23 protein-coding genes are annotated in these 24,605 nt (G+C 66.4%); 9 read left to right on the top strand and 14 right to left on the bottom strand.

Annotated elements, in window-relative coordinates; translation table 11 throughout:
• Positions 1 to 163: 163 nt before the first annotated feature.
• Positions 164 to 817, bottom strand: coding sequence for a YceI family protein (locus GKE62_RS01200; protein WP_154690657.1), 654 nt, complete (start codon positions 815 to 817; stop codon positions 164 to 166).
• Positions 818 to 903: 86 nt separating this feature from the next.
• Here GKE62_RS01200 and GKE62_RS01195 point away from each other — a divergent pair, with 86 nt between their 5' ends.
• Positions 904 to 2,040 (top strand): epoxide hydrolase family protein, encoded by a 1,137-nt coding sequence (locus GKE62_RS01195; protein WP_154690656.1) that lies wholly within the window; start codon positions 904 to 906, stop codon positions 2,038 to 2,040.
• Position 2,041: 1 nt separating this feature from the next.
• Here the strand turns inward: GKE62_RS01195 and GKE62_RS01190 are convergent, their stop codons facing one another.
• The 5 genes from GKE62_RS01190 to miaA form a co-directional block, all read right to left on the bottom strand.
• The gene (locus GKE62_RS01190; protein WP_154690655.1) at positions 2,042 to 2,482 is read right to left on the bottom strand and encodes an I78 family peptidase inhibitor; all 441 of its coding nucleotides are present in this window, start codon (positions 2,480 to 2,482) and stop codon (positions 2,042 to 2,044) included.
• 35 nt (positions 2,483 to 2,517) lie between these two features.
• Positions 2,518 to 3,537 (bottom strand): ketol-acid reductoisomerase, encoded by a 1,020-nt coding sequence (gene ilvC, locus GKE62_RS01185; RefSeq protein WP_154690654.1) that lies wholly within the window; start codon positions 3,535 to 3,537, stop codon positions 2,518 to 2,520.
• A gap of 125 nt (positions 3,538 to 3,662) precedes the next feature.
• Positions 3,663 to 4,178: an acetolactate synthase small subunit gene (gene ilvN / locus GKE62_RS01180; RefSeq protein WP_154690653.1), complete on the bottom strand. Its 516-nt coding sequence runs from the start codon at positions 4,176 to 4,178 to the stop codon at positions 3,663 to 3,665.
• A gap of 118 nt (positions 4,179 to 4,296) precedes the next feature.
• Positions 4,297 to 6,045 (bottom strand): biosynthetic-type acetolactate synthase large subunit, encoded by a 1,749-nt coding sequence (gene ilvB, locus GKE62_RS01175; RefSeq protein ID WP_154690652.1) that lies wholly within the window; start codon positions 6,043 to 6,045, stop codon positions 4,297 to 4,299.
• A gap of 132 nt (positions 6,046 to 6,177) precedes the next feature.
• The gene (gene miaA, locus GKE62_RS01170) at positions 6,178 to 7,137 is read right to left on the bottom strand and encodes a tRNA (adenosine(37)-N6)-dimethylallyltransferase MiaA (protein ID WP_154690651.1); all 960 of its coding nucleotides are present in this window, start codon (positions 7,135 to 7,137) and stop codon (positions 6,178 to 6,180) included.
• Between miaA and serB the strand changes: the two genes are divergently transcribed.
• A complete protein-coding gene (serB, locus tag GKE62_RS01165) occupies positions 7,130 to 8,014 on the top strand; it encodes a phosphoserine phosphatase SerB (protein WP_154693491.1) in 885 nt (294 codons plus the stop codon). The two genes, miaA and serB, sit on opposite strands and share 8 nt — an antisense overlap.
• Here serB and trmFO read toward each other — a convergent pair.
• Complete coding sequence (trmFO, locus tag GKE62_RS01160) at positions 8,011 to 9,363, bottom strand: methylenetetrahydrofolate--tRNA-(uracil(54)-C(5))-methyltransferase (FADH(2)-oxidizing) TrmFO (RefSeq protein ID WP_154690650.1); 1,353 nt, start codon at positions 9,361 to 9,363, stop codon at positions 8,011 to 8,013. The genes serB and trmFO overlap by 4 nt on opposite strands.
• Before the next feature lie 138 nt (positions 9,364 to 9,501).
• Between trmFO and GKE62_RS01155 the strand changes: the two genes are divergently transcribed.
• A complete protein-coding gene (locus GKE62_RS01155; RefSeq protein WP_154690649.1) occupies positions 9,502 to 10,158 on the top strand; it encodes a lysoplasmalogenase in 657 nt (218 codons plus the stop codon).
• On the opposite strand, the gene GKE62_RS01150 is transcribed toward GKE62_RS01155, so the two are convergent.
• Complete coding sequence (locus tag GKE62_RS01150; RefSeq protein ID WP_154690648.1) at positions 10,155 to 10,994, bottom strand: TauD/TfdA family dioxygenase; 840 nt, start codon at positions 10,992 to 10,994, stop codon at positions 10,155 to 10,157. The genes GKE62_RS01155 and GKE62_RS01150 overlap by 4 nt on opposite strands.
• Before the next feature lie 3 nt (positions 10,995 to 10,997).
• Positions 10,998 to 13,643, bottom strand: a complete 2,646-nt coding sequence (gene gyrA, locus GKE62_RS01145; protein WP_154690647.1) for a DNA gyrase subunit A — start codon at positions 13,641 to 13,643, stop codon at positions 10,998 to 11,000.
• 360 nt (positions 13,644 to 14,003) lie between these two features.
• Between gyrA and GKE62_RS01140 the strand changes: the two genes are divergently transcribed.
• Positions 14,004 to 15,335 (top strand): hypothetical protein, encoded by a 1,332-nt coding sequence (locus GKE62_RS01140; protein WP_154690646.1) that lies wholly within the window; start codon positions 14,004 to 14,006, stop codon positions 15,333 to 15,335.
• A gap of 63 nt (positions 15,336 to 15,398) precedes the next feature.
• Here the strand turns inward: GKE62_RS01140 and GKE62_RS01135 are convergent, their stop codons facing one another.
• Positions 15,399 to 15,920, bottom strand: coding sequence for a DUF4440 domain-containing protein (locus GKE62_RS01135; protein WP_154690645.1), 522 nt, complete (start codon positions 15,918 to 15,920; stop codon positions 15,399 to 15,401).
• Between the two features lie 705 nt (positions 15,921 to 16,625).
• A complete protein-coding gene (locus GKE62_RS01130) occupies positions 16,626 to 17,279 on the bottom strand; it encodes a carbonic anhydrase (protein WP_154690644.1) in 654 nt (217 codons plus the stop codon).
• Positions 17,280 to 17,345: 66 nt separating this feature from the next.
• Between GKE62_RS01130 and lipA the strand changes: the two genes are divergently transcribed.
• Positions 17,346 to 18,296: a lipoyl synthase gene (gene lipA / locus GKE62_RS01125; protein ID WP_154690643.1), complete on the top strand. Its 951-nt coding sequence runs from the start codon at positions 17,346 to 17,348 to the stop codon at positions 18,294 to 18,296.
• Positions 18,297 to 18,298: 2 nt separating this feature from the next.
• The gene (locus GKE62_RS01120; RefSeq protein ID WP_154690642.1) at positions 18,299 to 18,760 is read left to right on the top strand and encodes a type II toxin-antitoxin system RatA family toxin; all 462 of its coding nucleotides are present in this window, start codon (positions 18,299 to 18,301) and stop codon (positions 18,758 to 18,760) included.
• Here the strand turns inward: GKE62_RS01120 and GKE62_RS01115 are convergent.
• Genes GKE62_RS01115 through GKE62_RS01105 form a run of 3 tightly spaced genes read right to left on the bottom strand, consistent with a single transcriptional unit; the run spans position 18,721 to position 20,934 of the window.
• The gene (locus tag GKE62_RS01115; RefSeq protein WP_154690641.1) at positions 18,721 to 19,227 is read right to left on the bottom strand and encodes a CinA family protein; all 507 of its coding nucleotides are present in this window, start codon (positions 19,225 to 19,227) and stop codon (positions 18,721 to 18,723) included. The two genes, GKE62_RS01120 and GKE62_RS01115, sit on opposite strands and share 40 nt — an antisense overlap.
• A gap of 4 nt (positions 19,228 to 19,231) precedes the next feature.
• Positions 19,232 to 19,786: a hypothetical protein gene (locus tag GKE62_RS01110; RefSeq protein WP_154690640.1), complete on the bottom strand. Its 555-nt coding sequence runs from the start codon at positions 19,784 to 19,786 to the stop codon at positions 19,232 to 19,234.
• A gap of 14 nt (positions 19,787 to 19,800) precedes the next feature.
• On the bottom strand, positions 19,801 to 20,934 hold the full coding sequence (locus GKE62_RS01105; RefSeq protein WP_230206843.1) for a bifunctional 2-C-methyl-D-erythritol 4-phosphate cytidylyltransferase/2-C-methyl-D-erythritol 2,4-cyclodiphosphate synthase: 1,134 nt from the start codon (positions 20,932 to 20,934) through the stop codon (positions 19,801 to 19,803).
• 70 nt (positions 20,935 to 21,004) lie between these two features.
• Between GKE62_RS01105 and dusB the strand changes: the two genes are divergently transcribed.
• The 3 genes from dusB to GKE62_RS01090 are packed head-to-tail and all read left to right on the top strand — an operon-like array spanning position 21,005 to position 24,578.
• Positions 21,005 to 22,042 carry a tRNA dihydrouridine synthase DusB gene (gene dusB, locus GKE62_RS01100; RefSeq protein ID WP_154690638.1) on the top strand — a complete coding sequence of 346 codons (1,038 nt, stop codon included), beginning with the start codon at positions 21,005 to 21,007 and terminating at the stop codon, positions 22,040 to 22,042.
• Entirely contained in the window at positions 22,039 to 23,160 is a 1,122-nt protein-coding gene (locus GKE62_RS01095) for a nitrogen regulation protein NR(II) (RefSeq protein ID WP_230206842.1), read from the top strand. The genes dusB and GKE62_RS01095 overlap by 4 nt, the downstream gene beginning before the upstream one ends.
• Positions 23,157 to 24,578 (top strand): sigma-54 dependent transcriptional regulator, encoded by a 1,422-nt coding sequence (locus GKE62_RS01090; RefSeq protein WP_154690637.1) that lies wholly within the window; start codon positions 23,157 to 23,159, stop codon positions 24,576 to 24,578. The genes GKE62_RS01095 and GKE62_RS01090 overlap by 4 nt, the downstream gene beginning before the upstream one ends.
• The last annotated feature ends 27 nt before the right edge of the window (positions 24,579 to 24,605 follow it).

The following is a 24,605-nucleotide window of genomic DNA, read 5'->3' as shown; positions in this document are numbered from 1 at the left end:
GATCAGGGCGGCTCCCCCGGGCGCTGCGCGCCGGTGAAGCGCGCGATTCAGGCCCGGGGGCGAGTAAGTCGCAGGGTAAGGGCGCGGCGCAGGGTCATCGTGCGCGGCCTATGCGCAAGCGGGGCCGATTTGTCCAGCCGACAAATGGCGCAACAAAATTACCCTATTGCTTCTCGAAGGGCGCCGAGATGTCGAGTTCGACCTTGTCGCTAACCAGCGGAATACCAGCGGCGATGCCCCATTGCGAGCGCAGGATATTCGCCTTGCCCTGGAAGCCGACGGTAGCCTTGCCGCCAAACGGGGCCGTGCCCGCGCCCTTGAAGCGCGCCGCGATGGTCACTGGATGGGTCTGTCCGTTGAGGGTTAGGTTGCCGAGGATCGACGCGCTGATGAGGTCTTTGCCGGGAGTGACCTTGATCGAGACGAACCGCGCGTCGGCCGGGCTGGGTCCGAAGAAATCGGGCTTACCACCGTCCTTGCCAGGTCGCAGCAAGTGGGCGTTGAGGCCGGGGCTGGCGGTCAGCACCTTGGCGACCGGGATCGTCACCTCGACCTTGGCCGTCGCGGGGTTCTTCGGATCGAGCGTGAGCGACCCGGTCGAATCGCCGAACACCCCGAAGTAGTCGCTGAAGCCAAGGTGATCGACACGCCAGCCGATCAGAGTGTGGTTGGAATCGAGCTTATAGATGCCTGCCGCCACGCGGGTCTTGTCGAGCTTGCCTGGCACCTGCTTCGGCATTTGCATCTGCTGCGCTGCGAGCGGCAATGCCAGCAGGGCAAGCGGCAACGCAAGAAGCAACGGCCTCGGATTCGACATGGCAAACTCCTTCGGGGACTGTTTGTACCGCGGCGAATGCGCGATCAAGGCTTGCGGACGTCGATGGAGCCGATAGCTTCCGCTCGATGAAAGAAATCCACCCGTTCGCGCTCGCGATCTCCGACCAACAACTCGCCGACCTCGGCCAGCGCCTTGCAAACGCCCGCTGGGCGGAGCGCGAGACGGTGGACGATTGGTCGCAAGGCACGCCGCTAGGCGCGCTGCAGGACCTATGCGCGTATTGGCGCGACGGTTACGACTGGCGGCGGTGCGAGGCGCGGCTTAACGGGCTGGGCCAGCACGTCACCGAGATCGACGGCCTCGACATCCACTTCCTTCATGTCCGCTCGCCGCACGAAGGCGCGATGCCGTTGATTATGACTCACGGCTGGCCCGGATCGGTGATCGAGTTCCTCGATGTCATCGGCCCACTGACCGATCCGATGGCACATGGGGGAAGGGCGGAAGACGCGTTCCACATCGTCGCTCCATCGCTTCCCGGGTTTGGTTTCTCGGGTAAGCCGAGCGCGACCGGATGGGGCGTCGTCAAGATCGCGACGGCCTGGACCGAGCTGATGCGCCGCCTGGGTTACGCCGAGTGGGTTGCGCAAGGAGGCGACTGGGGTGCCGGGGTGACCACTGCGATTGGCGTCCAAGCGCCCGCGGGTTGCCGCGGCATCCACGTCAACATGCCCGTCGCGCGGCCCTTGCCCGAAGACCTGGCCGCGCCGAGTGAGCCGGAACTGCGCGCGCTCAAGGCGATCCAGCACTATCAGGACTGGGATTCGGGCTATTCCAAGCAGCAGGCTACGCGGCCGCAGTCGGTCGGCTACGGCCTCGTCGACTCCCCCGTCGCACTGGCGGGATGGATTCTCGAGAAGATGTGGGCGTGGACCGACAACCCGGGCTCGCCCTTCGAAGCGCTGAGCCGCGACACGATCCTCGACAACCTGATGCTATACTGGCTGCCCGCGACCGGCGCCTCGTCGGCACGGCTCTATTGGGAAAGCTTCGCCAAGTTCAGCGAGGGCGAGGTCGCCATTCCTGCGGGTGCGAGCCAGTTTCCGAAGGAAATCATCCCCGCGCCACGCAAATGGGCCGAGCGCCGCTACTGCAACCTCGTCTACTGGAACGATCTGCCCAAGGGCGGACACTTCGCGGCGTGGGAGCAGCCCGAGCTGTTCGTGACCGAGTTGCGCGATTGCTTCCGCTTGATGCGCTAGTCTAACCGCACTTCGCGCCGGTAATCCGGTTATTCGCGTCGAGCGCCATATTCAGCCGGCCCTCGCTGAAATCCATCGTCACCGCGGTGTCCGGTCCGATCCAGCGGATGCGGTTGTGCCCGACGGTCTCGATCGTCTGGGCGCGGACGTCCGGCGTGGCGACCTTTCCGACGAATTTGGCAGCCTTGTCCGCTCCGCACGCCGACGGCGAGGCGTTGGCAGGAATCGGTGTCGAAGTAGCGTCCATCGCCGTCTTACTCGCACCCGGAGCGGCCGCCGTGGGTCCGCTGGCAGTGGCGGTCGCCGAGGGCACGGGCTCAACGGTCGCGTTGGTGGTCGCGATCACACCTGTCGGTTCGGCGGTCGCCGCGGCATCCGGGGTGGCGGATTGGCCGCAGGCGGCGAGCGCGAGCGGGACGAGCAGGAGGGGCAGGGCGCGCATGGCGCGAAAACGCCGAAGCCGCGCCCCGGTTCCCGTCAGTTCTTGGCCTTGTCGACCAGCTTGTTCGCCCCGATCCACGGCATCATCGCGCGTAACTCGGCCCCGGTCTTCTCGATCGGATGCGCCTCGGCGGCCTTGCGCGCGGCCTTGAGTTCGGGCTGCCCGGCGCGGTTGTCGAGGACGAAGTTCTTGACGAACCGGCCCGACTGGATGTCTGCCAGCACGCGTTTCATCTCGGCCTTGGTCTCATCGGTGATGATTCTCGGGCCGGTGGTGATGTCGCCATATTCGGCGGTATTGCTGATCGAATAGCGCATGTTGGCGATGCCGCCCTCATAGAGCAGATCGACGATCAGCTTGGTTTCGTGCAGGCACTCGAAATAGGCCATTTCGGGGGCATAGCCGGCCTCTACCAGCGTCTCGAACCCTGCCTGGATCAGGTGGGTGATCCCGCCGCAGAGCACCGCCTGCTCGCCGAACAGGTCGGTCTCGCACTCTTCCTTGAAGTTGGTCTCGATGATCCCCGAACGCCCGCCGCCGACGCCACTAGCATAGGCGAGGGCGACGTCGTGGGCGTTCCCCGTGGCGTCCTGGTGGATCGCGATCAGGCAGGGCACCCCGCCGCCCCGCACGTACTCGCTGCGAACGGTGTGGCCAGGACCCTTGGGCGCAATCATGATCACGTCGATGTCCTTGGGCGGCTCGATCAGCCCGAAGTGTACGTTGAGTCCGTGGGCGAAGGCGATGGCCGCGCCGGGTTTCATGTTGCCCGCCAGATCGTCGTTCCAGATCGCGGCCTGATGCTCGTCCGGGGCCAGGATCATCAGGATGTCGGCCCAGGCGGCGGCGTCTTTGTTGGACAGCACCTTGAAGCCGGCGCCTTCGGCCTTCTTGGCCGTGGCCGAGCCGGGGCGCAGCGCTACGGCGACCTCCTTGACCCCGCTGTCGCGCAGGTTCTGGGCGTGGGCGTGGCCCTGGCTGCCGTAGCCGACGATCGCGATCTTCTTGCCGGTGATCAGGTTGAGATCGGCGTCGGCGTCGTAATAGACTTTCACGTTCAAATTCCCCGTCTTCTAGGTAACCGTCACCCCGGCGAAGGCCGGGGTCTAGATAACATCGCGCCTTGGCGAAAGGTTGCTTGGGCCCCGACCTTCGCCGGGGCGTCGAAAGAGATTTGGGACTAAGTCCCCGCCGCTCCCCGCATCATCCCGACGATGCCGGTGCGGCCGACTTCGACCAACCCCAACTCACGCATCAGCGCAATGAAGCTGTCGATCTTGTCGGGCGCTCCGGTCAGTTCGAAGATGAAGCTTTCGGTGGTGGTGTCGACGGGCCGCGCGCGGAATACATCGGCCAGACGCAGCGCCTCGACGCGGTGCTCTCCCTTGCCCGTGACCTTGATCAGCGCCAGCTCGCGCTCGACGTGCGCGCCCAGTTCGGTCAGGTCGACCACCTTGTGGACCGGCACCAGGCGTTCGAGCTGGGCGCGGATCTGGTCGATCACCGCGGGCGGGCCGTGGGTCAGGATGGTGATCCGGCTGATTGCGTGATTGTCCGAGATGTCGGCCACGGTCAGGCTGTCGATATTGTAACCGCGGGCGGTGAACAGCCCGGCGATCTTGGCGAGGATGCCCGCTTCGTTGTCGACGGTGATGGTGAGGACGTGGCGTTCGGCTTCGCGTTCCTTGATCTTCATCACCAAAAACCCTCGCTCGAGGCGAGCGAAGTCGAGACAGGTCGCGCCAAAGCCAAGCCTTGTAGGCAATCCCTCACCGTCGTTCGGGATGAGCGGATGCGGTGTGCTATTTCACCCATCACACCAACGCCTTCGCTTCGTCGTCCATGGTCCCCGCCACGCTGTCGCCATGTAGGATCATGTCGGTGTGCGCCGCACCGCTGGGGATCATCGGGTAGCAATTGGCGGTCTTGTCGACCAGGCAATCGACGATCACCGGGCCGTCGTGGTCGATCATCGCCTGGATGCCCGCGTCGAGATCGCCCTCGTTTTCGATGCGGATACCCTTCCAACCATAGGCTTCGGCCAGTTTCACGAAATCGGGCAGGCTGTCTGAATACGAGTTCGAATAGCGGCTCTCGTAAGTCAGCTCCTGCCACTGGCGGACCATGCCCATGTATTCGTTGTTGAGGATGAACACCTTGACCGGCAGGCGATACTGGCTGGCGGTGCCCAGCTCCTGGATGTTCATCTGGATCGAGGCTTCGCCGGCCACGTCGATCACCAGCGCGTCGGGATTGCCGAGTTGCGCGCCGATCGCAGCGGGCAGGCCATAGCCCATCGTGCCAAGTCCGCCACTGGTCAGCCACTTATTGGGTCCGAAGAAGTGGAAGTGCTGCGCCGCCCACATCTGATGCTGACCGACTTCGGTGCTGACGATCGGATCGCGGTGCTTGGTCAGCTCATACAGCCGCTGGACCGCGAGCTGCGGCATGATCGAAGACTTCGACGGCGGGTAGGACAGGCTGTCGCGCGCGCGCCAGCCATTTATCCGGGCCATCCATTCGCCGAGTTCGGGTCTCTCGTATCCGCCGCCGCGCCAGGCTTCCAGCAACTGGCCCAGGATGATTCCACAATCGCCAATCAGCGCGAGATCGACCTGGACGGTCTTGTTGATCGACGAGCGGTCGATGTCGATGTGGATCTTGCGGCTGTTCGGGGAAAACGCGTCGAGCCGTCCGGTCACCCGGTCGTCGAACCTCGCGCCCACGCAGACGATCAAGTCGGCACGGTTCATCGCCATGTTGGCCTCGAAGGTGCCGTGCATACCCAACATGCCGAGCCAGGCGGGGTCGTCGGCGGGGAACGCCCCCAGGCCCATGAGCGTGGAGGTGACCGGCGCGCCGGTCAGCGCCTGCAGCTCGCGCACCAGACGCGTCGCCTCAGGGCCTGAGTTGATCACGCCGCCGCCGGTGTAGAGCACTGGCGATTGCGCCGCGGCGAGCATCGCGGCGGCCGTGGCGACATCGCCGCGCGGCGCCGCGGTTTGCGGCGTGTAGCGTTGCAGCCGCTGGGCGGGTCGGTTGTTCCACGCAGCGCTGGCGACCTGGACGTCCTTGGGAATGTCGATGACCACCGGGCCGGGGCGACCGTGCGTGGCGATTCGGAACGCCTCCTCGACCGTGGCGGCGAGTTCGGCGGGGTCCTTCACCAGATAGTTGTGCTTCGTGCAGTGACGGGTGATGCCCACGGTGTCGCATTCCTGGAATGCGTCCGAACCGATCAGACCGGTCGCGACCTGGCCGGTGAGGACCACCAGCGGGATCGAATCCATGAACGCGTCGGCGATCCCGGTGACCGCATTGGTCGCGCCGGGGCCACTGGTGACAAGGACCACGCCGGGCTTGCCGGTCGAGCGGGCATACCCCTCGGCGGCGTGCGCCGCGCCGGCTTCGTGGCGGACGAGGATGTGGCGGATGCGCTCGTCCGAAAACAAGGCGTCGTAGATCGGCAGCACTGCGCCGCCGGGATAGCCGAAGACGAATTCGACGCCTTGCGCGACCAGGCATTCGATCAGAATTTCGGCGCCGGATTTCTCGCCAGGCACGGCAGTGATCCTCCATCAAGAAACGAGCCCGACGCAGTTGTCTGCGCCGGGCCGCCTCTCCACAACACGGTAGCCTGCCGCGGCAAGCCTTGGGCGGCGCGTCTATGCGACATATTATGGCATGTCAAGTGACTATTCTTGTAATATACGGTCGATTATCGCCCTTGCAGTGAAATTTTCTCCTTCAACGCGATGCCAGTGTGAGTGCGGCTGATGCCGCAGCCAGGTGTATTGCCGCTTGGCGTAATTGCGCGTCGCCTGCTGGGCGGCCGCCACCGCAGCCTCGCGCGAAAGCTCGCCGGAAAGCATCGCTGCAATCTCGCGCACGCCGATCGCGCGCATGACCGGCAATGCCGGATCGAGCCTGCGCGCGAGCAGCGTCGCCACTTCCTCGACCGCGCCGCCGGTCATCATCGCGGCGAACCGCGCGTCGCAGCGCCGGTAGAGTGCGGCGCGTTCGGGCAGCAGGATGACCGCGCGCAAGTCGATTGCGGCCCCGATCCCGCCGCGCGTTTCGCCCTGCCAGTCGGCTAGCGTTCGTCCGGTCGAGCGGAGAACTTCCAGCGCTCGCGCGGTTCGGGTCGCGTCGGCCGGAGCGATCCGCGCGACGGCGGCCGGGTCGGCAACCATGAGGTCGGCATAGCGCTGTTCCTGCGCCATCGTGCGCACTGCGTCGCGCACTTCCGGGTCGATCGCCGGAACAGGTGCGATCCCGTCGAGCAGGGTGCGTAGATACAGCCCGGTCCCGCCGACCAGAATCGGCAGCCTGCCCAAGGCATGGGCATTGGCAATCTCTTCGCGCGCCGCCGCGGCCCAGTCCGCTGCCGAGCAAGGCTGTGCCCCATCCCACGTCCCGAACAGGCGATGCTCGATGCCGCGCATGTCGTGGGGGGATGGGCGGGCACTCAGCACCCGCAAGTCGCGATAGACTTGCGCGCTGTCCGCGTTGATCACTACGGCCCGCCCGCCTTTGGCTTCGTGCGCCAGTGCCAGTTCGACCGCCAGATCGCTCTTGCCGCTCGCGGTCGGCCCTGCGATGAGCGCCAGCGGCGGCCGGGACGGGGCGTCGGTGGAGGTTTCCGCAGTGCTCATCGCCCGGCTGTTAGCAGAGACCGCCACGCTTGCGGGAAAACTCGATGCGGCGCGCAGCGAGTTGCTGGACCACGGCTGGCCGGTGGCGATGGCGGAGACTGTGATCAGCGGCGAGGACGCGATCGAGCTGCTCCTGCCCGAGGGTGAGGCCGGGGTGGTGCGGAGCATCCTCGGCCGCCACTTCGCCCCCTGCGACCTGTTGGTGACGGATCGTCCGATCGCGGCCCCGCAACTGTTCGTGAGCGACATGGATTCGACCATGATCGGTCAGGAATGCATCGACGAGCTGGCCGACTATGCCGGGATCAAGCCGCAGATCGCCGCGATCACCGAACGCGCGATGCAGGGCGAACTCGATTTTCGCTCCGCCTTGCGCGAGCGGGTCGCCCTGCTCGCCGGTCTGGACGAGGGCGCGATCGCGCGTTGCCTGGCCGAGCGCATCCGGCCGATGCCCGGCGCCAAGACGCTGGTCGCCACGCTGAAGGGGCTGGGATGTGACACCGTGCTGGTCACCGGCGGATTTCACGCCTTCGCCGATCCCGTGGCGGAAGAGCTGGGCTTCGACCGCGTCGTGGGCAATCGCCTGGCGGTCGCGTCGGGCAAACTGACCGGCTACCTCGACGGACCGGTCAGCGATAGCGCGACCAAGGCGCGCACTCTCGCCGTGGAAGCCGAGCGGCTGGGGGCAGGGACGGTGAGCCTGGCGATGGGCGATGGAGCCAACGACGTGCCCATGCTGCAAGCCGCGACGTTCGGCATCGCCTACCATGCCAAGCCAAAGGCCCGCGAAGCTGCCGACGGCTGGATAGAGCGCGGCGACCTCACCGCGGTGCTCGAGCTGCTGGGGATTGCGAAAGAGGACTGGACGCGAGGCTAGGCCGGAAGGAGGACCCGCTCCGCCAGCCACTCGCCGAAGTCCGCCTTCGCCCGATCGGTGTAGGCCTGCTTGCGCTGCTTCTTCTTCACTTGCGCATCGGGCGGCGGAAACAGGCCGAAGTTGACGTTCATAGGCTGATAAGTTTCGGCGTCGGCGTCTCCGGTGATATGCGACAGAAGCGCGCCGAGCGCGGTCGTGCGCGGCGGCGGGGACCATTCCAGGCCGGTCAGCTCATCCGCCGCCATCAGCCCCGCCAGAAGGCCGACCGCAGCGCTTTCGACATAGCCCTCGCACCCGGTGATCTGCCCGGCGAAACGGATGTGCGGCGCGCTTTTCAAGCGCAGCCGTCGGTCCAGCAGCCGCGGCGAGTTGAGGAACGTGTTGCGGTGCAATCCGCCAAGCCGGGCGAACTCGGCGTTCTCCAGCCCGGGGATCGTACGGAACAGGCGCACCTGCTCGGCATGCTTGAGCTTGGTCTGGAACCCGACCATGTTCCACAGCGTGCCGAGCGCGTTGTCCTGACGCAGTTGAACCACCGCATAAGGCCAGCGACCGTTCGGAAACTCGGGCGAGGCGGCGTGCGGATTGTCGAGCCCGACCGGTTTCATCGGGCCAAAGCGCAAAGTGTCCACGCCACGCGAAGCCATGACCTCGATCGGCATGCAGCCTTCGAAGTAGGGCGTGTTGGATTCCCACTCCTTGAACACGGTTTTCTCGCCGGCCAGCAAGCCATCGTGGAAGGCAAGGTACTGCTGCTTGTCCATCGGGCAGTTGATGTAATCCTTGCCACCCTTATCCCATCTTGCGGCCATCCAGGCGATGTCCAGGTCGATACTGTCGCGATGAACGATCGGGGCGATGGCGTCGAAGAAGGCCAAGGATTCCGCTCCGGTCGCCGCGCCGATGCTTTGGGCCAACGATTCGGCGGTCAGGGGCCCGGTGGCGACGACCGTCAGGCCATCCATCGGCAGCACATCGATTCGCTCGCGCACGATTTCGAGCGAGGGCAGGGCGGCCAGGCGGCATTCCACTTCGCGCGAAAACACGTCGCGATCGACAGCCAGCGCCGATCCCGCTGGCACCTTGGCCACTTCCGCTGCCGCCATCACCAGCGAATCGCACCGCCGCATTTCGTGGTGGAGCAGGCCGACCGCGTTGCTGGCATCGTCGTCCGAGCGGAAGCTGTTCGAGCAGACGAGTTCGGCCAATCCATCGCCCTGGTGAGCGGGGCTTCGTTCTCCGGTCCCGCGCATTTCGCTCAAGCGAACGCGAATGCCGCGGCGGGCAAGCTGCCACGCCGCCTCGCTTCCGGCGAGACCGCCGCCGATGATATGGACCCGATAGGACACAGCTCTCTCTACCCGCTCATCACGAACGAAGTCGAGGGATGCCGGGCAGGGTCGAACGTCACGCGACTGTGTCTCGACTTCGCTCGACACGAGCGGGGCTGGTGGTAACCGAAGCAGCAGGATCGTAAGGAGACGAGCTTGCCCAAACGCGCCCTGATCGAACGCCGACCCTGGCTGCTCGCCAGTCTGGTCGCAGGGGTATCGTTCTACTTCGTGAAGGACGCCGCCCTCGCTGGACTGTTCAAAACGCTCTGGAAAGGCGCGGGGGTCGCGTTCCTGGCGATCTACGCGGCCCGGCATGCGCCCGGCCGCGACGGCAAAATGCTCTCCGCAATCATGGTCTTCGGCGCCGCCGGCGACATGGCGATCGAGATCGATCTGGTGGCGGGAGCGGCGTGCTTCTTCGTCGGCCACGTTATCGCCATTGCGCTCTACACCCGCCACCGCCGTGCCAGTCTAACCTCCAGCCAGCAGGCCGCCGCAGTCACCCTGCTGCTCGGCACCCCGCTGATCGCGTTCCTGCTCCCCACCGACCGCACCGCCGCCCCCGGTGTGGCGCTTTACGCGTTCGCGCTGGGCGGAATGGCCGCGGCCGCCTGGTCGAGCGCCTTCCCACGCTATCGGGTGGGGCTAGGAGCGGTCCTGTTCGTCGCCTCCGACCTGCTGATCTTTTCGCGGATGGGGCCGCTCGCAACGAGCGCGCTGCCCGATGTGTTGATCTGGCCGCTGTATTACCTCGGACAGTTCCTGATCTGCGTCGGCGCTGTGGGCTTTCTGCGTGGGCGGGAGGCTTAACCCTCCCAAGCCGCGATCGTCGTCCGGTGCAGCTCTCGACGATACCCCTGGTAGCCTCCCGTCGCCCGATGGAGCAGCGAGCGGTTGTCCCACAGGATCAGCATGTCCGGCTCCCACACGTGACGGTAGACGAACTCTTCGCGCGCCTGCCACGCGGCGATTTCGCGCAGGAGCGGAAAGGCGTCGTCGTCGTCCATGCCCTCGATCCCGACGATGTAGCCGAGCGTTGAATAGAACCCGCGTCGTCCGGTCTCGGGGTGGGCAGGGACGAGTGGATGGGTTTGTTCCTGACGTGCTTCCTCGCCGGGGCGGATCGCCATGCTGCGGCCCTTGTCACGCTCCCCGTACGAGCCGTCGGGGGCATAGGCGAGGCGGGCCGAGTGGATCGCGATCAGATCGCCCCACTCGGCCTGCTTGGCGGGCGACAACGCGTCCCACGCGGCGTGCTGGTTGGCGAACAGCGTGTCGCCGCCCTTGGGCGGAATCTCGATCGCCAGCAGACACGTGCCCGCGGGCGGGTGCGCCTGAAAGCTCCAATCGCTGTGCCAGTTTTCGGCAAACAGGGGCGTGCGCTCGTCAGCCTCCCGCAGGATCGCGGCGATGTGCTGCCGGCCCGGGATAGGGGCGAAGAACGGATCGCTGCCGAACCCGCCCAGCGCCTGCGTGAACCGCTCGAGCGCATCGTCGTCCATCCGTTGCCCGGGGAACGCCAGCACATGATGCTCGAGCCAGGCAGAGCGGATTTCGGACACGCTTGGGTTGGACAGCGGCGCGGCCAGATCGACCCCGGTCACCCTCGCCCCGCAGGCCTGACCGGAAGGCTCGACCCGCAGCATCGCTCAGTCTTCGCCCCCGGTGGCTGCCGGAACTTCGCCCGCCTCTTCGCCTTGGTCCGCATCGATCAGCCGCACCGCGCTGACCACGTGTTCCTCGTCGGACACATTGAACAGCCGCACGCCGGCGCTGCCACGGCCTATCACCCGCAGCGAGATCAGCGGCAGGCGAATCAGCTTGGCCTGGTCGGTGACGAGCATCAGCTGATCGTCCTTCGAAGCGGCGAAGCTCGCGACCACCGGGCCATTGCGGGCTATGTTGTCGATGTTGGTGATGCCCTGGCCACCGCGGTTGGTGCGGCGGTATTCATAAGCCGACGACAACTTGCCATAGCCGTTGGCGCAGACCGTCAGGATGAACTGCTCCTTTTCCGCCAATTCGGCGAAGCGTTCGGCGGACATTGCCGGATCGCTTTCGCGGTCGGGCTTCCACGGGGCGTGACGCAGGTAGTCCTCGCGTTCGTCCTGGTCCTTCACGCCCACGCGGTGGAGGATCGACAGCGAGATCACCTCGTCGTCGCCCTTCAGCGTCATGCCGCGTACTCCGGTAGAGGTGCGGCTGACGAATTCGCGCACATCGTCCGCCGGAAAGCGGATCGCCTTGCCGCACTTGGTCGCCAGCAGCACGTCGTCGCCGGGTTCGGTCAGCGCCACGCCGATCAGGCGGTCGTCCGACCCTTCCTCGAAGCGCATCGCATACTTGCCGTTGCTCGGGATATTGGCGAACGCATCCATCGCGTTGCGGCGGACCCCGCCCCGGGCGGTGGCGAACACCACGTTGAGGTCGCCCCACTCGGCCTCGTCTGCAGGCAAGGTGAGCACCGCGGCGATCGTCTCGCCCTGGTCGAGCGCGGGGAGGAGGTTGACGATCGGACGTCCGCGCGTCGCCGGGCCGCCCTCGGGCAGCCGCCAGACCTTGAGACGATAGACCTTGCCCGCGGTCGAGAAGAACAGCACTGGATTGTGCGTGCTGGTGACGAACATCGTCCCCACCGCATCTTCTTCCTTGGTCGCCATCCCCGCGCGGCCTTTGCCCCCGCGATTCTGAGCGCGGAATGTGGAGAGCGCGGTGCGCTTGATATAGCCGTCGAGCGTGACCGTGACGACCATGTCCTCCTGCTCGATCAGGTCCTCGTCCTCGATCCCGTCCCACGCCGGGGCGATCTCGGACAGGCGCGGCGTGGCGAAGGCGGCGCGCACCGCGGCGAGCTCGTCGCGCATCACGGCATAGAGCTTCACCCGGTCGGCAAGGATCTCGAGGTAGCCCTTGATCGCCTCGGCCAGCCCTTCCAGCTCGCCGCCGATCTCGTCGCGGCCCAGTGCGGTCAGGCGATGGAGCCGCAACTCGAGGATTGCGCGGACCTGAAGCTCGGACAGGCGATAGACCGCGCCGTCGACTTCGGTGGAATCGTCGATCGCCTCGACCAGACGGATATACGGCGCGATCTCGCCCACCGGCCATTCGCGCGCGATCAGTTGGGCGCGCGCCGCGGCGGGATTGGGAGCGCCCCGGATAATCTTCACCACCTCGTCGAGGTTGGTGACCGCGATCACCAGCCCCAGCAACAGGTGCGCCCGGTCGCGCGCCTTGTTGAGCTCGAACTTGGTGCGCCGGGTGATCACCTCCTCGCGGAAGCGGATGAACGCGTCCAGGATGTCCTTGAGGCTGAGCAGCTCGGGCCGTCCACCACGGATCGCCAGCATGTTGGCGGGAAAGCTCGATTGCGCGGGGCTGTGGCGCCACACCTGGTTGAGCACCACCTCGGGTGTCGCGTCGCGCTTGAGGTCGATGACCACGCGCACGCCCATCCGGCTCGATTCGTCGCGGATGTCGGAGACGCCCTCGATCCGCTTATCCTTGGCGGCTTCGGCGAGCTTTTCGACCAGGCCGTTCTTGCCGATCTGGAACGGGATGCTGGTCAGCACGATCGAGCGCCGATCGCCGCGGCCTTCCTCGATGACGTGGCGCGAGCGCATGATGATCGAGCCGCGGCCCGTGGCATAGGCGCTGCGCGAGCCCGCCGAGCCCAGGATCAGGGGTGCGGTGGGGAAATCGGGGCCGGGCACGATCGCCATCAGCTCGTCTAGCGAGATCAGCGGGTTGTCGATCGTCGCGAGGCAGGCGTCGATCACCTCGCCCAGGTTGTGCGGCGGGATGTTGGTCGCCATGCCCACCGCGATCCCGCCCGCGCCGTTGACCAGCAGGTTGGGAAAGCGTGCCGGCAGCACGGTCGGCTCGCGTCGCGATCCGTCGTAGTTCTCGGTGAAATCGACGGTGTCCTTGTCGAGATCGTCGAGCAGGCTGTTGGAAACTTTCGCCAGCCGCGCCTCGGTGTACCGCATCGAGGCGGGATCGTCGGGATCCATCGAGCCGAAGTTGCCCTGGCCATCGACCAGCGGCACCCGCATTGACCAGTCCTGCGCCATGCGAACAAGCGCGAAGTAGATCGAACTGTCGCCGTGCGGGTGATAGTTGCCCATCGTGTCGCCGACGATCTTGGCGCACTTGCGATAGGGCCGCCCGGCGACGAAACCGCCCTCCTGGCTGGCGAACAGGATGCGCCGGTGAACCGGCTTGAGGCCGTCGCGCACATCGGGCAGCGCGCGGCTGACGATCACGCTCATCGCGTAATCGAGGTAGCTGGTCTTCATCTCCTCGACGATGTCGATCCGTTGAATCTCGGGATCAGACGAGGGCGGGGGGTATCGATGATGTCGCTGTCGTCGCTCACGTGGCGTTACGTCTCGCTGTATTTTTCGGGTGAGGTTCCGGCCTACGGGAACCCGCGGCAAAAGGCCAGCAATCCGCCATGGAGCGACCTGCCCGCACGCCAGTTTTCCACATGTCGCTGGGGGATTCCTGAACCAATGCTCATGGCAACATTCAAATGGCGTTCAGCGCCCCCTTCCTAGCGGGCATGCGGTTGCAAAAGCGGGGGTTTCGGCTCACAGCCTCGCGGCAGAATCGGGTTATAACGCACCGGCGCGGCCGGTCCGACAAGGAGAGATCGAATGGGTTTTTCGAGCATGGGCAGGAGCCGTAGACTGGTCTCCACCGCGCTGGCCGCGGGCCTGGCCCTGAGCGCAGTGGCGATCGCGGCCACGCCGGCCGCCGCGGCCGACAAGGCCAAGCCCGCCAAGCCGGGCAAGGGCAGCTTTTCGAAGGAATTCGTGGCCGCCGCCGCCCCGCTTCAGACCAAGGTCGAAGCGATCAAAGCGGCCAAGGACAAAGGCGCGGCGGGCGAGGCTGAGTTGGCCGCCGCCACCGCCGGGGCCGCGGCGATGGAACAGGCCGCTGAAGCAGTTGCGGTCAGTCCCGATGAGAAGCTTGCCGTGGGCCAGCTCGCGATCAACCTGGGCGGTTACGTCAACGACATCCCGATGCGCCAGCGCGGCGCCAAGCTGATCCTCGACAGCGGCAAGCTCGATCCCGCCAAAGTGCCGGACTTCCAGTTTTACCTCGGCAGCTTCGCCTACACCAACAAGGATTATGCGACCGCGTCGTCGGCGCTCGCCGCCGCGGTCGCCGCCAACTATTCCGACCCTCAGGCGGGCGAGATCATGGCCGACGCCTATGCCCGGGCCGGTCAGCCCGCGCAGGGCCTCGCGCTGCTCAAGCAGGCGGTCGCGGCAAAGCGCGCTGCGGGTCAGCCGGTGCCCCAGGAATGGCTCAAGCGCGCCAACGTGGTGGCCTACAACGCCAAGCTGGCCAATGAATCGGTCGATTGGGCGCTGACCCAGGTCGAACTGTACCCGAACAACTTCAATTGGCTTGGCTCGGCCCAGCTCGTCCGCCGCTTCGGCAACTATGGCCCGACCGAAACGATCGACTTGTTCCGCCTGATGATGCGCTCGGGCGCGTTAGACAACGAACCCAAGTTCGTGGGCAACGAGTATCGCGAATACATCCAGACCGCCGATCCGCGCCGCTTGCCCGGCGAGGTGATCAAGGCGATCGACAAGGGTACCGCCGCGGGCGCGCTCAGCGGTCCGTTCGTGACCGAATCGCGTACCCTGGCGCAAAGCCGGATGGCTGCGGACAAGGCCTCGCTTCCCGCCGCCGCCGCCAAGGCCGCAGCTTCGACCAGCGGGCTTGACGCGCTGTCGACCGGCGACGCCTATCTCAATTATGGCGAGGCCGCGAAGGCCGAGGAGCTCTATAAGCTGGCGCTGGGCAAGACCGGCGTCGACAAGGACCGCGTACTCACCCGCCTGGGCATCGCCCAATACGATCAGGGCAACTACGCCGGCGCGCGCGCCAGCTTCAAGCAGGTCGGCGGGGTAAGAGCACCGCTGGCGCGGCTGTGGCTGGCGCTGGTCAACAGCAAGAGTCCCGCAGTCTGAGCGGACTTTGGTACTGAGCAACCGAACGGGCGGCCGGCAACGGCCGCCCGTTTTGTTTTTCGGCTATGATGGTGGGGTGCCGTCGCTGTTGAAGATGTCGGCGGCAACTTTCCACTGGCCCTCGACATTGCGCCAGACCACCACATATTTTCCGATGTCCTTCGTCGCTCCCTTCGGACCGTCAAGCGTCAGTTGGTAGGTGCCTCGGTCCAGCGCCATGTCGCCACCCGAAGCGACGACGATCTGATCGGCTTTGAACGTCAGCCCAAATCCGGGAGTATTCAAAAGCCCGCCCCAAGCCTTCTCCAGCGCTGGCTGGCCCTGCGCGATCGGCGCGCCAGGCGCCATCATAGCTCCGTCGGAAGCGTACAATCTTGAGACCGCGGCAGCGTCGTGATTGCGGATCAGCGTGAGCCACTGTTCGTTGATCTTGCGTATGGCCAACTCGTGTGAAGCGCTGCTGTCTCCGGCCGGCTTGCTCGACTCCGCGTTCGGACTGCAGGCAAAGAGCAGTCCGCTCAAACCCGCTATCAACAGCGGCTTGGCTTTAAGCATCAGACATCCCCCGTCGGACTTGTCGAGCATGTCATAATTCAATTGCACGGGCAACGAACTCAGTCGCGAAAGGGGCGGCTCGTCCTTTCACAGTCAACTCCGACCCATTGAGGACACTTGCACTTGCTGGAGCGTCGCGAAGCCCACGATGCGGAGGTGACTTGCTGAGGCGTTCGCTAGTCATCCCACTGAAGTCGTCCGAGTTCAGCGGCGGCTACACAAAACTTTCCTACATCGCCGAAATCTGTCTTATCCTGAACGATGAAGCATTATCCTCCGCGCCGCACCGTTCGCCATATCCGCGTTCCCGCTTTCGTGCCCGTGCGGCTGCGCACGCGCGGCGATGGGTGGACGCCCGCTCGCCAGGCGGCCTTCCTGGCAGCGTTGGCGCAGAGCGGATCGGTCACCGGGGCGGCGCGCAAGGCCGGGATGGCGCGCGAGACCGCCTATCGCCTGCGCCGAAAACCAGGGGCCGAAAGTTTCGCCGCCGCCTGGGACCAGATCGTCGGCCATGACGAAGGGGCGCGACGGAAGGTCACGGTCGAAGAGTGGCGCTCGCGCGCGCTGTTCGGGTTGCTCAAGCCGCTATTCTATCGGGGCGAGCATGTCGCAACCCAGCGCAAAACCGACAATTGCGCGCTTTTGCGCCATCTTGCCCAGCTCGACCGCAGCGGCAGGGCAGGTGCTGCGAGCCGCGGAAGGTCACACAGTTTCGCCGGCCGTTCCGCGTCCGGGTCAGGTCACCGGATCGAACACTCCGCTGGCTTCGTCGAGGAGGTGCAGCACCCCGTCCGAAATCGCGAAAAACGCGCCGCGAAGCCGCAGCGTGCCTTCGCGCTCTTTGCGGCGGATGCAGGGAAAGGTGCGCAGGTTGGCAAGGCTGACCTTTACGCCAGCCTCCTCCATAGCGCGTTCGGCGGTGCGGCCGGTGGTGCCGAGGGAGGCGGCGATCGGCCCACGCGCCTCGTCGAGCATAGCGATCCAGTCCGCGATGAACCCGCCTTCGCCGGGTTCGGCGCCGCGGAGTTCCTGGGTCAGCGCGGCGCGGCAGCCGCCGCACATCCCGTGGCCCATCACGATCAACTCCTTAACCTTGAGCACCTGGACCGCGAATTCGAGCGCGGCGGAGACGCCGTGGTGCCCGGCGACCGGCTCGAACGGCGGGACCATCGCGGCAACGTTGCGCACGACGAACATCTCGCCGGGATCGACATCGAAGATCTGCGCGGGATCGACCCGGCTGTCCGAACAAGCGATGATCATCGTCTCGGGCTGCTGGCCTTCGCGCAGTTGCGCCCAGCGCTCGCGGCGCCGCGCCCAGCCGGTTTCGCGGAAGCGGCGGTAGCCGGACAAGAGATGGTCGAATTCGGGGGTGGTGTCGATCGTCATGGCGCTGCCCTTAAGCGCAGGCGATTGCCACTGGCAAGCGCGCACAGGCGTGACTAAGTGGGCGTCATGAACGATCTCGCATCCGCACCGCTCGTCGCTTCGCGACCCGACAACGAGCCTGGGCGCCAGCGCAAGCCGGACTGGATCCGGGTCAAGGCGCCGACCAGCAAGGGCTATGGCGAGACCCGCCAGTTGATGCGTGACCTGGGCCTCAACACGGTGTGCGAGGAAGCGGCCTGCCCCAATATCGGCGAGTGCTGGACCAAGAAACACGCCACGGTGATGATCCTGGGCGATGTCTGCACGCGCGCCTGCGCGTTCTGCAACGTCAAGACCGGTATGCCGCGCGCGGTGGACTCGCTGGAGCCCGAGCATGTCGCCGTGGCCGCGGCCAAGCTGGGGTTAGAGCACATCGTGATCACCTCGGTCGATCGCGACGATCTGCCCGATGGCGGCGCGGGCCAGTTCGTCAAGGTAATCGAGGCGCTGCGGCGGACCACGCCGGCAACCACCATCGAGATCCTCACGCCCGACTTCCGGGGCAAGATGCGCCCCGCGGTCGAGGCGATCGTCGCGGCGGGGCCGGACGTCTACAATCATAACCTCGAGACGGTGCCGCGGCTGTACCCGACCATCCGCCCGGGCGCGCGCTATTACGCATCGCTGCGCCTGCTCGAGGAGGTCAAGCGCCACGATCCGCTGGTCTTCACCAAGTCGGGCATCATGCTCGGGCTGGGCGAGGAGCGCCTCGAGGTTCATCAGGTGATGGACGACATGCGCTGCGCGGGAATCGATTTCCTGACGATGGGGCAGTACCTCCAGCCAACGCCGAAGCACACCAAGGTGATCGATTTCGTCACCCCGCAGGCGTTTTCGGCGTTCGGCGCGATCGCCCGCGCGAAGGGGTTCCTGCAGGTCGCGGCGAGCCCGCTGACCCGTTCGAGCTATCACGCCGGCGACGATTTCAGGGCAATGCGCGCGGCGCGGGAAGCGCAAGTGGCGAAGGCTCGGGCCTAGCCTTGCCGAGCATCCGCGAAACCCGGACGCTGCCGTGGTCGGCCGAGCAGATGTTCGATCTCGTGGCGGACGTGAAGCGTTACGCGGAGTTCCTGCCGTGGGTCGTCGCCACCCGCGTGCGCAGCGACAGCGAGACCGAGATGATCGCCGACATGGTCGTCGGGTTCAACGCGTTGCGTGAGAAATTCACGTCTAAGGTCAACAAGTTGCGGCCCGAAATGATCGATGTGGATTACGTCGACGGGCCGATGAAGGAACTCGACAACAAGTGGTTCTTCCGGCCCAACCCCGATGGCGGCTGCACGATCGACTTCTGCGTCGACTTCACATTCCGCAATTCGGTATTCGAGGCGCTGGCCGGAAGGTACCTCGACCGTGCTTTCCGCAAGATGGTCTCGGCGTTCGAAGAGCGCGCCGCGGCGCTCTATGGCAGCAATAATTCCAGCGCGACCAGCGCCGCCTGAAGCCGGATACCGCCGCGACCCTGCGCGGGATCGAGGTGCTTCATCTCGGCGTTGGCGGTTTCGTCGGGATCGTCGCGCCGAGCGACCGCGAAGACCACGGTGCCGACCGGCTTGTTCGGGCTGCCGCCGTCGGGCCCGGCGACCCCGGTGATCGCCACCGCGACATCGGCCTGGCTCCGCCGGATCGCGCCATCGGCCATCGCCCACGCGACCGCTACCGAAACCGCGCCGAAGGTGTCGATCAGATCGGGCGCGACCCCCAGCATCTCGGTCTTGGCTTCGTTGGAGTAGGTAACAAATCCGCGGTCGAACACCCGGCTGCTCCCTGCGATCTCGGTCAGCGCGCTGCCGACCAGCCCGCCGGTGCAGCTCTCCGCAACCGCCACCGTGCGCCCAGCAGCAAGGTTTGCGGCGACGACCCGCGCGGCCAGCTCGACCAATTCGCGGGGCAGGTTGCCGTCGTTCACAGGATCACGACTTGCAGATCGCCAGCCCGCCCGGCCCGGACTTCTTGTCGCCTTCGGCGAGTTCCAGGATCGTCCCGAGCAGCTCGGAGGTGTTTTCGGGCGGCAGCGGCGCGAGCAGGCGCATCAGCTTGTCTGCGATCACGCATTGGCCGGGCTTGAGCTTGGCTCCGATCATTCCACCGATCATGCCTTCGACGAACGGCTGCAGCGCCGCATCGGGCATCTTGGCCATCATCTCGGTGGCCTCGTCAGCGCCGGCCTTGCTTCCGGCGAGGCGGAAGAACGCCCCGCGCGCGGTCGGCCAGGCGGCGTCCTTGTGCGCCGCGTAGCTGGTCACAAGGTTGCGGCCCTGCGTGGTCATGAACCCGCCCGCGCCGACCTGGGGCGAGCAGTGATCGATCAGTCCGGTGAGCACGCTGGGCATCGCGAACGTCGTCAACGCGCGCACCTCGGTCGCGGTCAAGCACGGCGCCTCCGCGGCCATGGCCTGCGCTGGCATGGCGACCACCGCAGCCGCAAGCGCGGCATGGCGTGCAAACTTCGTGATCCTGGCATTCATAGTGTTCCGCTCCCTCAATCCCATGGAACCAATGTCGCGACCGCCTGCGCGGCGATCCCTTCGCCGCGCCCGGTGAAGCCGAGCCGCTCGGTGGTGGTCGCCTTGACGCTCACCGCGTTGGCCTCGATCCCGATGATCTGCGCCAATCGCGCGCGCATCGCCGCCTTGTGCGGACCGATCCGCGGGGCCTCGCAAACGATGGTGAGGTCGACATGTCCTACGCCATAGCCCGCCTCCCGGGCGAGCGCCACGGCGTGCGCGAGAAAGCGGTCGGACGAAGCGCCGCGCCATTGTGGGTCGCTCGGCGGGAAATGATCTCCGATGTCGCCCGCTGCGGCGGCTCCGAGCACCGCGTCGGTCAGCGCGTGCAGCGCCACGTCGGCATCGGAATGGCCTGCAAGCCCTTTCGAATGCTCGATCTTCACCCCGCACAGCCAAAGCGCCTCGCCCGCGGCCAGGCGGTGGACGTCGTAGCCGAAGCCCGTGCGCGGGTGGCGCGCCGCCGCTTCGAGATCGGCGGCGTAGGTAACCTTGCGCAAAGCCTCATCGCCCGCGACGAGCGCGACCTCCAGCCCCGCCGCACGCGCCACTTCGGCGTCGTCGCCGGCGTCGGTGGCGCCCTGCCAGGCGCGGTGGGCGGCGAAAATATCGGCGAAGCGGAACGCCTGCGGGGTCTGGATGCGGTGCAGGGCGTCGCGCGAAACCGGACCCTCTCCCTCGCGGTAGAGGCTGTCGACCACCGCCAGCACCGGAACCGCACCAGGCGAGGCGTCGAGCGCCTCGAGCAACCGGGCGATCACCGCCGGCGCGAGACCGGGTCTTGCCGCATCGTGGATCAGGACCGCGCCGACCGGGCTGTCCGTCAGCCTCGCCAGACCAGCAGCGACCGAATCCTGCCGCGTGGCGCCGCCGGTGACGAACTCGACATCGAGGCCCGCCAGGGCGCCTTCGGCGATGGCCTCGGCATCCTTGGGGATCACGACGACGATCCGCGCGATGCCCGCACGCACGAGCGCCTCGACCGAATGCCGGATCAGTGGTTTGCCCCGCCAGGCCGTGAACTGCTTGGGCACGTCGCCGCCCGCGCGCAGCCCCCGTCCGGCGGCGACGACTATGGCGGCGGTGGAAGATGGTGCGAAGGTAGGCAAGACGGAGACGGCCCTATCAGCCTTGCCGCCCTTGCTGCAATGCGGTAAGCGCTGCCTGTTTTTTAGGCACATGCACAACACGCTCCCTCCACCCCCGCGGCTTGGCCCGCTTGCCATCGGCCCGTTGACGGTCGAATGCCCGATCGTGCTCGCACCGATGACCGGGGTCACCGACATGCCGTTCCGGCGGTTGGTCCGGCGCTATGGCTCGGGGCTCAACGTGACCGAGATGATCGCCAGCCCGGCGATGATCCGCGAGACGCGCCAGTCGCTCCAGAAGGCGGCATGGGACGCGGTCGAAGAACCGGTCTCGCTCCAGCTTGCCGGGTGTTCGCCCGCGGAGATGGCCGAGGCGGCCAAACTCAACGCCGATCGCGGCGCGGCGATCATCGACATCAACATGGGCTGTCCGGTGAAGAAGGTGGTCAACGGCGAGGCCGGGTCGGCGCTGATGCGCGACCTGCCGCTGGCCGCGTCGCTGATCGCGGCGACCGTGAGCGCGGTGGACGTGCCGGTCACCGTCAAGATGCGGATGGGGTGGTGTCACGACAGCCTCAACGCGCCCGAACTGGCGCGGATCGCGCAAGACCTTGGGGCGCAGATGATCACCGTACACGGTCGCACCCGCAACCAGATGTACAAGGGCTCAGCCGACTGGGCTTTTGTCCGCCGGGTCAAGGACGCGGTGTCGATCCCGGTAATCGTCAACGGCGACATCTGCACGATCGAGGACGTCGCCGAGGCGTTGGCGCTGAGCGGCGCCGACGGGGCGATGATCGGGCGCGGCGCTTACGGCAAGCCCTGGCTGCTGGGTCAGGTGATGCACTGGTTGCGCACCGGAGGAGCGCTGCCCGATCCTGCGATCGAAGCACAGTATACCCTAATCCTGGAGCACTATGCGGCGATGCTCGATCATTATGGCAGCGAAACCGGGGTCAAGCTCGCGCGCAAGCACCTCGGTTGGTACACGAAGGGGTTACCTGGATCGGCCGAGTTCCGGAACCGGGTGAACTTCATCGACGACCCGCGCGCGGTGATCGGCGCGCTCGAAACGTTCTACGCCGGGGTCTGCGCCCTTCCGCCCACCGAACGGCGCGAGGCGGCGTGACGCCGGACTTGGTCATTGCCAGCGAAACGTCGCGCCCCGATGCCCTGCGCCTGATCGCCAGTTTTCCCTTCGCCGTCCTGCTTATCGATCCCGCGTTGGCAATCGCGGGCACAAACCCTGCCGCAGAACAGGTGCTCGGCCAGAGCACCCGGCGCCTGCTCGGCAAATCCGTTGCTAGCCAGATCGAGTTCGCCGAAAGTCATGTCGCGACGCGGCTGGGCGAAAGCGACGCGCAGTTGTTCGCGCGCGATTCTGCGGTCCGGATCGGTAGTCAGGCGCGGCGGCTGGATGTCATGCTGGCGCCCGTGGCGGGACATCCCGGCTGGCAGATGCTGATCCTGCATGAATCCATCGGCGTGGAGGCCCTTGGCGGTGAACGCCATGGCGGCGATGGCACGCCGCTGCGCGCGCCCGAAGTGCTGGCACACGAGATCAAGAACCCGTTGGCCGGAATTCGCGGCGCCGCCCAGCTCCTCGCGCGCTCGGGCGATCCGCGCCAGCGCGAACTGACCACGCTGATCACCTCGGAGGTCGACCGGGTGACCAAGCTGATCGATCAGATGCAGACGTTGAGCCGCCGGGGCGCCGCGCCGCAGACCGCGTTCAACGTCCATGAAGCGCTGCGTCGCGCGGTAGCGGTGCTTTCGACAAGCGGCACCGCGATGCCGCGGGTCGAAGAAGAGTTCGATCCCTCGCTGCCGCCCGTGCTGTGCAGTCCGGATGCCCTGGTACAGGTGGTCCTGAACCTGATCGGCAATGCGCGGGAAGCCTGTGCAGGCGCTGCCTCGCCGCGAATAGCGATCCGGACCCGTTTTGCCAGCGGTATCCGCCTGCACGGGGTATCCGGGGAACCTCCTTTGCCACTACCGATAGAGGTTCGCGTCAGCGACAATGGTCAGGGGGTCGACACCGAACTGGGCGATCGGATCTTCGAACCTTTCGTCTCGGGCAAGCCGCACGGTCAGGGCCTTGGCCTGGCCTTGGTCCAGAAGCTCGTCCGCGAAATGAGCGGGCGGATCACCTACGATCGCGACGAAGCCGCCGGGCTGACCCATTTTCGGCTTCACCTGCCCGTGGCCGAACGCCGCTCCGATAATCGTCCGGCGGCAGCGGCATGAACCGCCGTATCCTGCTGGTCGAGGACGACACCTCGATCGCGACGGTTATCACCGCCGCACTGGAAGCCGAAGGCTATGCGGTCGAGCGCCGCGATACCCTGGCCGGACGCGACGTGGCGCTTGCCGACGGCGCTTTCGCCGCGCTGCTGACCGACGTGGTCCTGCCCGATGGCGACGGCATTGCGACCCTTACTGCGGCGCGCGCCGCGCATCCGGCGATGCCGGTGATCATCCTGTCGGCGCAGAACACGCTGGATACCGCGGTGAGGGCAAGCGATACCGGGGCGTTCGAGTATTTTCCCAAACCGTTCGATCTCGACGAACTGGTCCGAGCGGTGCGTCAGGCCGTGGGATCGGGCGAGGGGGAGGGCGCTCCCGCCCCAGAGGACGAGGCGGGTGCGGCACTGCCGTTGGTCGGGCGCAGTGCGCCGATGCAGGCGGTCTATCGGATGATCACCCGCGTGCTGCGCAACGACCTTACCGTTCTGATTCTCGGCGAATCGGGCACCGGCAAAGAACTCGTCGCCGAAGCCATCCACACCCTGGGCAACCGCCGCGACGGGGCGCTGGTGGCGGTCAACGCGGCGGCGATTCCGTCGGAGCTGATCGAAAGCGAGCTCTTCGGGCACGAGAAGGGCGCGTTCACCGGAGCGGTTGCGCGCCATATCGGCAAGTTCGAGCAGGCAGCCGGCGGGACGCTGTTCCTCGACGAGATCGGCGACATGCCGATGCAGGCCCAAACCCGCCTCCTGCGCACGCTGCAATCGGGCCGGATCCGCCGGGTCGGCGGGCGCGAGGAGATCGCGGTCGATGCGCGTATCGTGGCGGCGACCAACCGCGATTTGGTGCCGATGATCGCCGCGGGGACATTTCGCGAGGATCTGTATTATCGCCTGAACGTGGTGCCGATCACCCTCCCGCCCTTGCGAGAGCGGCGCGACGATATCGCGGCCCTCGCGCGCCATTTCCTGACCCAAGCTGCGGGGGAGGGGTTGCCGCGACGCACCCTTGGGCCTGCGGCGCTGGCGTTGCTCGAGCGTCAGCCGTGGCGCGGCAATGTCCGCGAATTGCGCAACGTCGCTTATCGCCTGGCGCTGATGGCGCGCGAGGACGTGATCGACGAAGAGGCGCTGGCCACTCTGCTCGAGCGCGACGCCCGCGATCCGGGCGGGGAGCCGGCACCGGCGGATTTCGCCGCGGCCGTGGCCAGTTTCGTGGCGACCGAAAATCCCGGGGAAGGCCACCTCTACGATGCGACGCTCGCCGCTTTTGAACGCCCACTGTTCGCCCACGCGTTGGCCGCTACGGGAGGCAATCAGTTGCGCGCGGCAAAGCTGTTGGGCATCAATCGCAACACATTGCGCAAGCGACTGAGCGACCTTGAAATGGTCGAAACGGTGAAAACCCGCCAAGGCTGAGCCTCGCCAGGCAACCCCTCGACGAAT

The sequence above is a fragment of the Novosphingobium sp. Gsoil 351 genome, assembly GCF_009707465.1.
Classification (GTDB): domain Bacteria; phylum Pseudomonadota; class Alphaproteobacteria; order Sphingomonadales; family Sphingomonadaceae; genus Novosphingobium.
This window is presented reverse-complemented; position numbering and strand designations above follow the sequence as displayed.